The organism is Pseudomonas sp. 8 R 14, from assembly GCF_900005955.1.
Classification (GTDB): Bacteria; Pseudomonadota; Gammaproteobacteria; order Pseudomonadales; family Pseudomonadaceae; genus Aquipseudomonas; species Aquipseudomonas marginalis.
Map to the genome: position 1 here is coordinate 217,790 of NZ_CVTH01000075.1, position 13,249 is coordinate 231,038.

Consider the following 13,249-nt stretch of genomic DNA (forward strand, 5'->3'; position numbering starts at 1 on the left):
TCGTTGACGTTTTTCGCGAGCAAGCTCGCTCCTACAGGAGGCGATGTACGCTTAACTGACTGACATTAGGGCAAGCCCCCTCCCACATTTTAATCAGCGGACTATTTTGTCGACCTGGATGCCCAGTTTCTTCAGGCGATACCAAAAGCTCCTCTCGGAAATCCCGATCTTCGCCGCCGCCGCAGCCTGCACGCCATTGCTCTCCTGCAACGCCGCGAGGATATAGGCCTTCTCCACCTCCGCCAGCGCCGCGTCCAGGTCCTGGGGAATCCCCGGCCCGTCGCTGAGGATCGCGGTCACGCCGCCTTCGCTGGGTTTGGAAGCAAACAGATAGCCCGGCAAATCAATGTCTTCGATCACAGGCGTGGCGGCCACGATGGTCGCGCGCTCCACACAGTTTTGCAGCTCACGGATATTGCCCGGCCAGTGATACGCGGCCATGGCCTGCAACGCTTCAGGGCTGAAGCCGGTAATACGCTTGCCGGCAGTGGCGCTGAGGGTCCGGGCAAAGTGACGGGCCAGGGGCGCGATGTCTTCCACGCGTTCACGCAGGGCCGGCAGCGGGATCGGGAACACATTGAGGCGGTAATACAAGTCTTCGCGAAACTCCTTGTTGGCCACCGCCTCCAGCAGGTTCTTGTTGGTGGCGGCGATCACCCGCACATCCACCTTGCGCTCGCGGGGGTCGCCCACAGGCTCGATCACCCGCTCCTGCAAGGCGCGCAGGATCTTGGCCTGCAATGCCAGGGGCATATCGCCCACTTCATCGAGAAACAGCGTGCCCTTGTCGGCCTGCTGGAAGCGCCCGACCCGGTCAGACACGGCGCCAGTAAACGCGCCCTTGCGATGGCCGAACATTTCGCTTTCCAGCAGCCCTTCGGGGATCGCCGCGCAGTTGACCGCCACAAACGGCTTGTCGGCACGGCTGCCGTGCTTGTGGATGGCGCGGGCGACCATTTCCTTGCCGGTGCCGCTTTCGCCGGTCAGCAGGATGGTGGTGCTGCTGTCGCGCACCGAATCCACCGCCTGCAGCACTTTGCGAAACGCCGGGCTGTCGCCCACCAGGCTGTCGAACTGCGCCTGCTCATCCAGCTCGGCGCGCAGGCGCGCGTTGTCGCGCATGATGTCGCGAAACTGCAGGGCCTTGGCCACGGTGATGTCCAGCTCGTCGATATCGAACGGTTTGGCAATGTAGTCGTAGGCACCGTTGCGCATCGACTGCACGGCGTTTTTCACCGTGCTGTAGGCGGTCATCACGATCACCGGCACGTGGGGATAACGCACCTTGATCTCGGCCAACAAGGCCGGCCCGTCCATGCCCGGCATGCGCCAGTCACTGATCACCAGGTCGATGTCTTCCTGTTCCAGCACCTTGAGCGCATGCAGGCCGTTGCCCGCAATGAACACCTGCACGCTGTTCTGGCCCAGGGCCGACGCCAGCAGGTCGCAGAGCTTGGGTTCGTCGTCGACTACCAGAATGTTATGCGTCATGACTGTCCTCGTCGTCTTCGCCTGTCGCTGGAATGTACAGGCTGAAGGTGGCGCCGGCATCGTTTTCGCTGGCGCATTCGATGCTGCCGTCGTGACTTTCCATGATCGAATAGACTTTGGCCAGGCCCAGGCCCGTGCCAGAGGCCTTGGTGGTGACGAATGGCGTAAAGATGCGCTCGATCATCTCCGGCGCGATGCCCTGGCCGGTGTCGGCGATGGTGATGACGGTGTTGTGGCCCTCGCTGCGAATCCCCAGGGTCAGGCGCCCGCCTTCAGGCATGGCATCGATGGCGTTGAGAATCAGGTTGAGGCAGGCCTGCTTGAGTTGCTTGGCGTCGGCGTAGATCGTCGCCCCCGGCGCCTGGTCGTCGATCTGCGCGTCGATGTTATGGCTGGCCAGTTCCGGCGCACAGAAGCCCAGGATCTCCTCCACCAATGGACGGGCCGGCTGCAGCACGCGCAACGGTGGGTTGGGTTTGGCAAAATCGAGGAACTCGGTGATCAAGTCGTTGATGCGGCTGACTTCGCTGATCACATATTCCAGGTGGCGCTTGTCGGCGTCCGGCAGATCAACGCGGCGGTGCAACAACTGGGTGGCCGTCTTGATGATGCCCAACGGGTTACGGATCTCGTGGGCCAGGCCCATGGCGACTTCGCCCAGGGCATGCAGGCGATCGCGCCGGCGCAGTTGGGCTTCGAGGTGGTGCAACTCGCCCAGGCGCTCGGTCATATGGTTGAAGGTGCTGCTCAATTGCGCCAGTTCATCGCCGCCGCTGACCAGCACGCGGTGCGCGTAGTTGCCTGAGATCACCGCGCTCACGCCTTCGGACAAGTCCCGCAACGGCTTGGTCAGGCGCCGTGACACCAGCACCCCGGCCGCGAGGGACAATGCCGAACTGAGCAGGAAAATCAGCACGAACAGGTTGCTCTGGTTCACCAGCCCCACCAGGCTGGTATGGCGCAACAGTCCGCTGAAAATCACGCCTTGGAGGTCACCGGCGTCGTTGAAAATCGGCCAGTACAACCCGCTGTAGCTGTTGGTGAACTGCTCGCTGGGCTGCTTGGTACTGCGCATCGCGGTCTCGACACTTTTCGGGATACGCGCCGGGTGATCCACGAAGCGCTGGGTCGAAAATATCTCCGAGAACCCCTCGGGGTTGGCCAGGTACAGGCGCAGGTCGAGGGAATGCACATCGGCCACGCTGGTGAGAAAGCTGCTGTCCAGGTAGGTCGCCACCAACAGGCGGTAGTCGACGCCGTCCTGGCTGGTTTCGAAGGTCGAGACCACAATCCCGGTACTCACCCCCGCCACTTGCACGGTCTGCAGCACCGCGTTGCTGGTCAGGCTGATCTGTTTGACGATGTCATCGGAGGCGGTGCTGAACACCACCTTTTGATCGCTGGTGCGGATCAGCGCCACCACGTCGATGTCGGTGGCATCGGCGATGTCCGCGGTCAGCCGGTCATGCTTGGCCGCCTGCCGGCTCGAGGGCGGGCTGGTGTAGCGCAGGAACAGCTTGGCCATGCGCGCGTTGTCGTGAAGGATGTCGCCGATCTCGTCCTTGACGATCTTGGTCGATTCCTGCAGCCAGATACGCACGTTGCTGTCGAAAATCTGCGACAGCGTGGTCGCCGCCAGCTCCGCCGCGATCATGGTGGGAATCACGCTGACCAGCCAGAACGCCAGCACCAGCTTGCGCTGGACGCTCCAGCGCGAAATGGCAAAGGGGCGGGCTTTCTGGCGGGTCTTGGTGATCATCAGGTTTCGCTTATCGCAGCAGCCATGGCAGGGTCGGAACGATCCGGTCGAATAAACAGTTTTACAAGCGTGAGCAGGCCGTTGACCAGCCGGTTGCGGTGGCGGAAAAACACACTGTTGCCCTGGAACTCGCAGCCCAGGCGCAGCTTACTGGCATACCCGGCCTGGCCGCACTCATACACCGCAATATTGTGTTGAATACAGTAGTCGACGTTGGTCAGCCAGCTGCGGAAGTACAGGTTGTAGTCACGGCTGAACGCAACGTCATGGGCGAAAAACTTGTCCACCAACCGGTGCTCGTCCAGCAGCAGCAGGTTGAACGCCACCAACTGCTCGTCGACCCAGTAAAGAACACAGACGGCGCGATCGCCAAGGCGTTCCAGCACGCCGGTGAAATAGCCGGCAGGCAGGTGTTCGAACTGCAACTCGGCCCGCTTCAGCGTGGCTTCGTACAGGCCCATGACCTCGGGCAGCACGTCGTCGATATTGCCGCGCCATTCCACCCGTGGTCCCGGTGCACGCAGCTTGCGGCGCAAGTCCTTGCGGGTGGATTTGCCCAGCGAGCCGAGGTAGGCGTCCACCGAGCCGTACGGCAGCGGCAACACCCCGGTGGGCAAGCCCGGCATGCTTTGAAAACCCGCCACCCGGCAACTGTCGAGCCAATGGGGATCCTGGCTGGGTGCATCCTTGACCGCCAGCAGGCCGATACCGAAATCATCGGCATCCTGGCGCGCGGCTTCCAGCAAGTGTTTGAGCAACAACGGGCGACGCGACTCGGGCACGCCACTGGCCACCCCGGCGTCGCAACGCTCGGCTACCGGGGAGCCAATGGCATACAGGCCCAATTGCAAAACACCCGGCCACAGCCGCTCCACACGTTCGGCCAAACGCTTGCCGGCGCCCGACACCGTGGTGTCGAGGCGATAATGGGTGATGAAGGCGGCGGCCACGGCCACCAGCGTTCCATTGTCGTAAACCGCCAGGTAGCGCCATTGGAAGTCATCGATGGCGGCGTTTTCCACGGCGACGTAATAGTCCCAGTCTTCCAGGGCACCGGGAAAACAGTCGTTCCAGGCGCTACGCTGGAGGGCCCGGATGGTCGGGAAGGCTTGGGTGGTGATCACATCGTTTCCCTTGTTATGGCTGGCGAGCTTGTTGTGGCGAGCGGCTCATTGTGGTGAGCGGGCTTGCCCCGCGCCGGGCGGCGAAGCCGCCCCAAACCCAGGCACCTCAGTTCTAACTGGACGCATGCAGTGTCAGTGATGGGGCGGCTTCGCCGCCCGGCGCGGGGCAAGCCCGCTCACCACAGCAAGCTGGCTCACCACAACAAGCCCGCTCACCACAAAGTAAGCCGGCGTCCACAAACGCGGTGTGCCGCTCGACAAAGTCGGCACTCAACTCGATCACCCGGCGGTATTGCAGGTCGACGGTGATCATGTGGTAGCAGTTGTCCAGCAGGATCTTGGTCACCGGGCCGCCCAGGTGACGCTCCACGTAATCGGCGTTCCAGCGGCTGGTGATGTCGTCTTCGAGGGAGTGCAGCACCAGGGCCGGCACCTTGACCTTGGGCATGCGTTTCCTGACCACGGCATTCATGCGGTGCAACTCGCGCACCGTGATGCCTTCCATGGTCAGCAAACCGGCTTCGCTGCTCTGCCCTTCCTTCATCTGCCGCTCGACGATTGCCCGCAGGCGTTCGTTCTTGATGCCGTAGGGCGGCTTCTCTTCGAAGCGGCAGATATGCACGCCGAACGGAATCTTCATCAGCAACGGCGTGAGGAACGCCAGTTTGTTGATGCTCCAGCCGTCGTACTTGAGGGTGGTGGAATACATCAACAGCCCGGCAACTTGCCCAGGGTGCTCGGCAGCCACGTACATCGACATCACCGCACCCATGGACAAACCACCGACAAACACCTGCTCGTGGCGTTGCCTGACCTGCACGAAGGTCTTGCGCACGCCCTCGTACCAGTCCAGCCAGCCGGTGGCCTGCAGGTCGCTGTTGTCACCGCAGTGCCCGGCCAGGGTGGGCACGTACACCGTGCAGTTACCCGCCTTGACCAGGCCCTTGGCGACCTGGCGCAACTCCGTCGGGGTGCCGGTCAGGCCGTGGATCAACAGGATCCCGACCGGACCTTCACCGAGAACGAAACCGGCACTGCCTTCACCGAGGTCGATCCCGGCGGCGCTCACCGTTGGGTCGCCCGTACCAGCAGTTGCTCGAGCAGCTTCAGGCCCAGTTCGATTTCCGGGTAGCTGATTTCCAGGGACGGTGCCAGGGTGATCACGTTTTTGTAGTAGCCGCCCACGTCGAGGATCAGGCCGAGTTTGCGGCCATCGACGACCATGTCGCCTTTCATGCCTTCTTCGACCATGTAGTCCAGGGTCGCCTTGTCCGGCGTGAAGCCGTCCGGGCCGCAGATTTCGCAGCGCAGGGCCAGGCCCAGGCCGTCGACGTCGCCGATGATCGGGAACCGTTTCTGCAGGTCCTGCAGGCCTTCGAGGAAGAATTTGCCCTTGGCCATGACCATCGCGCCGTAGTCGACTTCGTTGGTCATCTTGAACATTTCCAGGCCCACCGCCGTGCCCAATGGGTTGGAGGCGAAAGTGGAGTGGGTCGAACCTGGCGGGAAGATCTTCGGGTTGATCAACTCTTCACGGGCCCAGATGCCGCCCAGTGGGTTGAGGCCGTTGGTCAGCGCCTTGCCGAACACGATCACGTCCGGTTGTACGTCAAAGTGCTCGATGGACCAGAGTTTGCCGGTGCGGTAGAAGCCCATCTGGATTTCGTCGGACACCATCAGGATGCCGTGCTGATCCAACACATGCTTGAGTTCGCGATAGAAGTTCATCGGCGGGATCACGTAGCCGCCGGTGCCCTGGATCGGCTCGACGTAGAACGCGGCGTATTCGCTCTGGCCGACTTTCGGGTCCCACACACCGTTGTATTCGGTCTCGAACAGGCGCGCGAATTGCTGCACGCAATGGCTGCCGTACTCTTCCTTGGTCATGCCCTTGGGGCCACGGAAGTGGTACGGGAACGGGATGAACTGCGCGCGCTCGCCGAAGTGGCCATAGCGACGACGGTAGCGGTAGCTGGAAGTGATCGACGAGGCGCCGAGGGTCCGGCCGTGATAGCCGCCTTCGAAGGCGAACATCAGGCTTTTGCCGTTGGTGGCGTTACGCACCACCTTGAGGGAGTCTTCGATCGACTGCGAACCGCCGACGTTGAAGTGCACGCGACCGTCGAGGCCGAATTTCTTCTTGGCGTCCACCGCGATCATTTCCGACAGCTCGATCTTGCCTTTGTGCAGGTACTGGCTGGCGATTTGCGGCAGGGTGTCGATCTGCTGTTTCAACGCATTGTTCAGGCGCGGGTTGGCGTAGCCGAAGTTGACGGCCGAGTACCACATTTGCAGGTCGAGGTAGGCCTGGTCTTCGGTGTCCCACACGTAGGAGCCTTCGCAACGGCTGAAAATACGCGGTGGCTCGATGTAGTGAACGGTGTCGCCGTAGGAGCAATACTTGGCTTCTTTATCCAGGAGGATCTGGTCTTCGGCGGTAGCGATGCGGATATCAGACATGGTGGAAGAGTTCCTGATTGTCAGAAGAGGTATTGAAGGTGGTGGCGTTGGCGGCGATGCCCTGAGGCAGGCGGGCCAGCAACGCAGGCACTTCGGCGAAGGTGTCGAAGCGCGCGTGAGGGATGTTGTTGGCTGCGCAGTACTGGGCGAGGCTGTCTTTGGCGAACACGAAGTCGGCGGTGGAGGCCACGCACATGTCCGACTTGCCGTCGCCGATCACCAGCACGCGCTTGTTGCGCGGGGTGGATTTGCACTTGCAGTTGCCGGAAGCGGCGCGGCAGGCATCGCTGGCATACGGGAAGTCGATGCGCCAGCTGTTCTGGTCGACCTGGCGCAGGCGGTTGGCAAGGATCGGCAGTAACGTCACGTAGTTGCGCGACAGGATCCGCGCAATCCCCTGTTCGATACCGTCGCTGACCACTTCGAGGGAAGCGCCCAGGCCGAGCACGTGATCGACGAAGTCGGGGAAATCCGGGTCGATCTCGACACTGTCGAAATACGCCAGCAGTTCACTTGGGGTGGCCTTGATCAGCGCCAGTTGACGGCTCAGGCATTCGCGGGAACCGATATGCCCATCCAGCCATTCCTGTTCGATGGTTTCCCACTCGGGGCCGGCGAAGCGTTGGAGGACGTTGTCGATGACATCGGTGGGGGTAATGGTCCCGTCGAAGTCACACACGATATGCCAGTGGATCATCTGCGTTTACCTTGAGGAGCGCGCTGTGTGCGCTTGCCCAAGGGGTAGAGCAGGGAGTGTGCCAACTGGCTGAAGCCCAGCCGGGCTGGGGGTTCTGGCGTTAGCGGTGGAGATATGTGTCGTGCAAGCTACAATTTTTGTAGCTCGCTACAAACAAGATGAGTGCTTGCGCAAGGGATGCCCTTCGCGCGTTCATGCGCGCATGTCCAGATAAGGAACCTGCTCCATGCTCAAACTCACTTGCGCTGTATTCGCCGGTTTACTGGGGCTGTGGGGCATTGCCGACACCGCCCTGGCAGCCCCGGTCACCGGTGAAGCCGGCGCGGGCCTCAGTTATCAACCCCACGACCCCACCGGCAGCCGCTACGAAACCCGCCCCGTGCCCTACCTGGACCTGGACTGGGGCAACGTCAGCCTGAGCACCGATGACGGCCTGACCTGGAGCGCCCTGAACACCAACGGTTTTACCGCCGGCCCCTATATCAACTACCTGCAGGGGCGTACCTCCAACGGTGAGCTGCAAGGCCTGCGCAATGTGTCGGACATGGCGGAAGTGGGCGGCTTCATCCAATACGCGCCGGCCGACTTCTGGCGCGTGTACGCCCGGATGGGCCAGGCCGTGGGCGGCGGGCACTCGCAGAGCGGCGCGCTGGGCAAGGTCGGCGGCGAGTTGGGCTACCCCCTGGGTGGCGGGGTGATCGGCAGCAGCGGCCTGGCGGCGAATTTCGCCGATGCGCGCCAGACCCAGACTTATTTCGGGGTGGACGCCAATGAATCCGCGGCCTCTGGTATTCGTCCGTATAACGCCAACGGCGGCTTCCAGAACCTCACGTTGACCCAGAGTTTCGAATTCCCCCTGGCCTCCAATTGGTCACTGCTGACCAGCGCCAGCTGGGTGCACCTGGTGGGTTCGGCGGCCAACAGCAGCATCGTCAAGGAGACCGGCGACGTGAACCAGGGCCAGGTACAAACGGCGATCAGCTACAAGTTTGATTGATCACTTCGAACAAAATATGGGAGGGGCAAGCCCACTCCCCATGAATTCGTGTTTCAGTTTTCTTCGCCTTCGGCCAGCAGCGCTATCCCGCCGATGATCACCGCCACGCCTACCCAGTGCAGCGGGCTGATATGTTCCCCCAGCCCCAGCCACGAACCCAGCAACACCACCACAAACACCAGCGAACTGAGCGGAAACGCCAGGGACAGGCTGCTGCGCCGCAGGATCAGCATCCACACGAAAAACGCGCCGATGTAACTGGCGATCGCCGCCAGGATCCCCGGGTTACGCGCCACCTCGGACAACCACTGCCAGTTGAAATCCATCTGCCCCAGTTGGTCCCCTGCAACTTTGGTAAACAGCTGCCCGGCACTCTCGGTGCAGATCAGCAAGGCCCACAGCACCACCGTGCCCAGGCGCCCATGCAACCAACCGGTATGCATCGTTTGCGTACTCATGCCTGACTCCCAGCAATCGCTACCAGCATCACACCCAAGGTAATCACCAGCGTGCCCAGCCAACGACGTCGGCTGACGGTTTCGCCCAGTACCACCTTGCCCGCCAGCACCACCCCGCAATAAGCCAGGGCCGCCGCCGGGAATAACAGGCTCAACGGCGCACGAGACAGCGCTTCGAGCCACACGAAAAACTCGATTACATAGGCACCGATCCCCGCCCACAGCAACGGCGCATTGAACACCTGGCCCCAGAACGCATTCAGGCGAAAGCCGCCCTCCAACTCCGGCAAACGGTCCAGGCCGAGCTTGAAACACAGTTGGCCGATCACATCGAGCACGATGGAAAACGCCACGAGTAACACCACGGTCAGGCTCACGGGAACAGCTCCTCAAACAGGTCGATCAGGGCTTCATTGGTGGCGGCGTTGCGCTGCAGATCCTCCGGGCTCCAGCGCTCCGCGGGCGGCTGGTCGGACTTGGCTTCCCAACGCTTGAACGCGTTGCTGAACGCCGGCGTGGCGAACTCGCCGCACACGTCGATGCCGATGATGCGCTTGCGCGCCGCCAGCGCCCGCAGGGCTTGCAGCAGGTGGGTCAGGCGCATGCCGCCCTGGTCCCAGTTGGTGGCGGCGTCTTCACTGGCGAGCACGTCTTTGTCGATGGTGATCCAGATCGCTTCGGTGGGCAGGCTGCCGATCATCTGCTCGAGAAACGCCGGCCAGTCCAGCTCCGCCAGGTTGCGCCAGTGCAGGTGGTTTTCCTGCTGCTGGTGGCCGGCGCCATCGCCGACCCGGCCCCAGACTTTCGACGGCGGGTGCTGCCAGGGGAACAGTTGCAGGCGCCCGCGCTTGAGGGCACCGAGGTTGCCGCCACGCAGTTGCGGGTTATGCAGGTCATCGCTGCAGGGGCCGAGGGTGACGATGCGTTTGATCGCCGGCATGTTCAATGCGCGGTTGACCCACGAGCCACAGTGGCGTCTGGGCGCAAAGCGCACCCAGTCGGGGTGGTTGTCGAAGTGGATCAGGCTGATGGGTTCTTTCAGGTCGGCCAGAAACGCCGGCGTCAGGTGGTGATAATCGCCGGAACCGACGAACAGGATTTCCGGACGCGCATCCGTGGGCCGGGGCCGCCGGGCCAGGCGTTCGGCGAAGCGCTTCCAGGTTTTTTCGGTGGACCACAGGCGCAGCTTCGGGCCCAGGTCCAGCAGGTCGATACGCGTGGCACGGCCACTGGCCAGACGCCGGGCAATCGGTGCCTGACCGGTGAGGCTGTGGTCGAGGTCGAGAATGTTCAAGGTCATGTTTCCCCTATGGCTTTAGGGGGTCGATGCAAGGGGCGGGCCAGCGCTTACCTCAAGGACAGTGAGAAACAAATGTGGGAGGGGCAAGCCCCCTCCCACATTTGGATCAGTGTCCGATTTTAGTTTTTAGCTTCGTTGATGATCTGGCGAATCGCGCCCACAAAGGCTTCCGCCGGCTGGCCACCGCTGACGGCGTACTGGTCGTTGAACACGATGGTCGGCACTGACGTCACCCCACGGGAGGTCCACAATTGCTCTTGCTCGCGGACTTCGGCGGCGTATTCATCGCTGGCGAGAATCTCGGCGGCGCGCTGGATATCCAGGCCGACGCTTTCGGCGATGATCGCCAGGGTGGCGTGATCGGAAGGGTCCTGGCCATCGCTGAAGTAGGCCTTGAACAACGCCTCCTTGAGGTTGTACTGCAAGCCCTCGAGCCCGGCCCAATGCAGCAGGCGGTGTGCGTCGAAGGTGTTGTAGATACGGCTCTGGCCGTCGGTGCGGAAGGCAAAGCCCAGCTCGGCGCCCATGTCGCGGATACGCGCACGGTTGGCCTGGGACTCTTCGGCGCTGGAGCCGTATTTCTCGGTGATGTGTTCGACGATATTTTGCCCTTCGGCGGGCATGTTCGGGTTCAGTTCGAACGGCTGGAAATGGATCTCGGCCTGCACCTCGGTGCCAAGCTGGTCGAGGGCTTCGGTCAGGCCGCGCAGGCCGATGATGCACCAGGGGCAGGACACGTCGCTGACGAAATCGATTTTCAGGGGAGTACTCATGACAGGCAACCTCGCAGGCTTCAATACGCCGTAAAGGGTGCACGATACACCAATGTCACAGCAGCTTCGAAGGCGCGACCGGGTCAATCTGCGCCCAATGTGCGGCATCTTCACGATGAGCCTGCAGGTACGGCAACACCGCCGTCAGCAGCGGCGCCTTGAACGCTTCCTGGAAACGATGGGCCATGCCGGGAATCAACTTCAACTGGCTGCCCTGGATATGCGCCGCCAGGTGCACGCCGTGCATCACCGGCAGCAACGGGTCGGCGGTGCCGTGGACCACCAGTGTCGGCACGCGCAGCTGGTTGAGCAGCGGCACACGGCTGGGTTCGGCGAGGATCGCCATGATCTGGCGCTTCACGCCGTCCGGGTTGAAGGCGCGGTCATAGGACAGCGCCGCCTGGTGCAGCAGCACCTGGCGATCGTCCTTCACAGTCGGGCTGCCCAGCGCCGCGAGCAAATCGGCCTGCTGCTCCAGCGCCACTTCACGATTCGGCGCACTGCGTCGCGACAATAATTGCACCAGCGCCGCATTCGGGGCCGGCAAGCCTTCGGCGCCGGAGCTGGTCATGACCAGGGTCAGGCTTTCCACGCGCTGGGGCGCCATCGCCGCCAGGTGCTGGGCGATCATGCCGCCCATGCTTGCGCCCAGTACGTGGAATTGCTGGACCTGCAAGGCGTCCATCAGGCCCAGGGCGTCATCGGCCATATCCGTCAGCGTGTACGGCGCCGATACCGGCAGGCCGAGCTTGTAGCGCAGCACTTCAAAGGTCAGGTTGGCGTTCGCCGGCGCCTGGCGCCAGGTGGAGAGGCCGACATCGCGGTTGTCGTAGCGGATCACCCGGAAACCCTGCTGACACAGGGCGACGACGACTTCGTCAGGCCAGTGAATCAGTTGCCCGCCCAAGCCCATCACCAGCAGCAAGGCCGGGTCGGACGCACGGCCGATACTCTGGTAGGCGATGCTCACCTGGGCCAGGTCGACCGTTTGGGTCGGGACATTGACATCACATCGAGACGCCGCAAAAGACGGCAGGCCGAACAGTAGAGCGGCCAGTAAAAACAACACGCGCATGAAAAACACCGAAACGCAGAACCCCAGTAGAGCGCGAGTCTGATGAAGTTTGTTCAAGGGCGCTGCCACAGTTCCATGACAGTTTGATGAAGAGCGCCCGGCGGTCATGGTCGACATGGATTGCAACATGAGACAAACTCACGCTATTCCGTTTCGTCACAAATTGTCTTCATGGAGAGCCCGTGCTCGAGATCCGTCACCTCAAGACCCTGCACGCCCTGCGCGAAGCCGACAGCCTGGTGGAGGCCGCCGAGCGTCTGCACCTGACGCAGTCGGCGCTGTCCCACCAGTTCAAGGAGCTGGAAGAGCGCCTGGGCATGCCGCTGTTCGTGCGCAAGACCAAACCCGTGCGCTTCACCAGCGCCGGCCTGCGCCTGCTGCAACTGGCCGACGCCACCCTGCCCCTGCTGCGTGGTGCCGAGCGCGATATTGCACGCCTGGCCGGGGGCACCGCCGGACGCCTGCACATGGCGATCGAGTGCCACAGTTGTTTCCAATGGCTGATGCCGACCATCGACCAATTCCGCGATGCCTGGCCGGAAGTCGAGCTGGACCTGGCCTCGGGCTTTGCGTTCGCGCCACTGCCGGCCCTGGCCCGTGGCGACCTGGACCTGGTGGTGACCTCCGACCCGCTGGAGCTGCCGGGCATCACCTATGTGCCGCTGTTCACCTACGAAGCCATGCTCGCCGTGGCCAACCAGCACGCGCTGGCGAACAAGGCGTACATCGTGCCCGAAGACCTGCTGAGCGAAACCCTGATCACCTACCCGGTGGAGCGTGACCGCCTGGACATCTTCACCCGCTTCCTGGAACCGGCCGATGTGGAACCGGCCCAGGTGCGCACCTCGGAACTGACGGTGATGATGATGCAACTGGTCGCCAGCGGCCGTGGCGTGTGCGGCATGCCCCATTGGGCGCTGCATGAATACAGCTCGCGCGGCTACGTGAAGGCCAAGCGCCTGGGCGAGAAAGGCTTGTTTGCGACGCTGTATGCGGGGATTCGTGCGGACATGCTGGATGCGCCGTATATGCGCGATTTTTTGCTGACGGCAAAAGATACGTCGTTTTCAACGCTGGATGGCGTGAGCGCGGTACGCTGAAACAACACAGTTCCA

Annotated in this window: 13 protein-coding genes; 2 read left to right on the forward strand and 11 right to left on the reverse strand. The window is 62.5% G+C overall.

The window, feature by feature from the left end; all coding sequences use genetic code 11:
- Window positions 1-93 precede the first annotated feature (93 nt).
- From BFQ01_RS19590 to BFQ01_RS19615, 6 genes are all read right to left on the reverse strand, one after another.
- Entirely contained in the window at window positions 94-1,491 is a 1,398-nt protein-coding gene (locus BFQ01_RS19590) for a sigma-54-dependent transcriptional regulator (RefSeq protein WP_065926534.1), read from the reverse strand.
- Window positions 1,481-3,250 carry a HAMP domain-containing sensor histidine kinase gene (locus BFQ01_RS19595; protein WP_065926535.1) on the reverse strand — a complete coding sequence of 590 codons (1,770 nt, stop codon included), beginning with the start codon at window positions 3,248-3,250 and terminating at the stop codon, window positions 1,481-1,483. Before BFQ01_RS19595 ends, BFQ01_RS19590 begins: the two co-directional genes overlap by 11 nt.
- On the reverse strand, window positions 3,250-4,374 hold the full coding sequence (locus tag BFQ01_RS19600) for a GNAT family N-acetyltransferase (protein WP_065926536.1): 1,125 nt from the start codon (window positions 4,372-4,374) through the stop codon (window positions 3,250-3,252). The genes BFQ01_RS19595 and BFQ01_RS19600 overlap by 1 nt, the downstream gene beginning before the upstream one ends.
- Before the next feature lie 112 nt (window positions 4,375-4,486).
- Complete coding sequence (locus BFQ01_RS19605; RefSeq protein ID WP_065926537.1) at window positions 4,487-5,443, reverse strand: alpha/beta hydrolase; 957 nt, start codon at window positions 5,441-5,443, stop codon at window positions 4,487-4,489.
- The gene (locus BFQ01_RS19610) at window positions 5,440-6,834 is read right to left on the reverse strand and encodes an aspartate aminotransferase family protein (RefSeq protein ID WP_027604609.1); all 1,395 of its coding nucleotides are present in this window, start codon (window positions 6,832-6,834) and stop codon (window positions 5,440-5,442) included. Before BFQ01_RS19610 ends, BFQ01_RS19605 begins: the two co-directional genes overlap by 4 nt.
- Window positions 6,827-7,531: an MtnX-like HAD-IB family phosphatase gene (locus BFQ01_RS19615; protein ID WP_065926538.1), complete on the reverse strand. Its 705-nt coding sequence runs from the start codon at window positions 7,529-7,531 to the stop codon at window positions 6,827-6,829. The genes BFQ01_RS19610 and BFQ01_RS19615 overlap by 8 nt, the downstream gene beginning before the upstream one ends.
- A gap of 226 nt (window positions 7,532-7,757) precedes the next feature.
- Here BFQ01_RS19615 and BFQ01_RS19620 point away from each other — a divergent pair, with 226 nt between their 5' ends.
- Window positions 7,758-8,528, forward strand: coding sequence for a MipA/OmpV family protein (locus BFQ01_RS19620; protein ID WP_065926539.1), 771 nt, complete (start codon window positions 7,758-7,760; stop codon window positions 8,526-8,528).
- A 53-nt stretch (window positions 8,529-8,581) separates the two neighbouring features.
- Here BFQ01_RS19620 and BFQ01_RS19625 read toward each other — a convergent pair whose 3' ends face one another.
- The 5 genes from BFQ01_RS19625 to BFQ01_RS19645 form a co-directional block, all read right to left on the reverse strand.
- Complete coding sequence (locus BFQ01_RS19625) at window positions 8,582-8,986, reverse strand: EamA family transporter (protein WP_065926540.1); 405 nt, start codon at window positions 8,984-8,986, stop codon at window positions 8,582-8,584.
- The gene (locus BFQ01_RS19630; RefSeq protein WP_065926541.1) at window positions 8,983-9,363 is read right to left on the reverse strand and encodes a transporter; all 381 of its coding nucleotides are present in this window, start codon (window positions 9,361-9,363) and stop codon (window positions 8,983-8,985) included. Before BFQ01_RS19630 ends, BFQ01_RS19625 begins: the two co-directional genes overlap by 4 nt.
- Window positions 9,360-10,280: an arginase gene (locus tag BFQ01_RS19635; protein WP_065926599.1), complete on the reverse strand. Its 921-nt coding sequence runs from the start codon at window positions 10,278-10,280 to the stop codon at window positions 9,360-9,362. The genes BFQ01_RS19630 and BFQ01_RS19635 overlap by 4 nt, the downstream gene beginning before the upstream one ends.
- 125 nt (window positions 10,281-10,405) lie before the next feature.
- Window positions 10,406-11,059: a DsbA family oxidoreductase gene (locus BFQ01_RS19640; RefSeq protein ID WP_065926542.1), complete on the reverse strand. Its 654-nt coding sequence runs from the start codon at window positions 11,057-11,059 to the stop codon at window positions 10,406-10,408.
- 55 nt (window positions 11,060-11,114) lie between these two features.
- The gene (locus BFQ01_RS19645) at window positions 11,115-12,134 is read right to left on the reverse strand and encodes an alpha/beta fold hydrolase (protein ID WP_065926543.1); all 1,020 of its coding nucleotides are present in this window, start codon (window positions 12,132-12,134) and stop codon (window positions 11,115-11,117) included.
- A 182-nt stretch (window positions 12,135-12,316) separates the two neighbouring features.
- On the opposite strand from BFQ01_RS19645, the gene metR reads away from it, so the two are divergent.
- The gene (metR, locus tag BFQ01_RS19650) at window positions 12,317-13,234 is read left to right on the forward strand and encodes a transcriptional regulator MetR (protein ID WP_027604617.1); all 918 of its coding nucleotides are present in this window, start codon (window positions 12,317-12,319) and stop codon (window positions 13,232-13,234) included.
- Window positions 13,235-13,249: the final 15 nt, after the last annotated feature.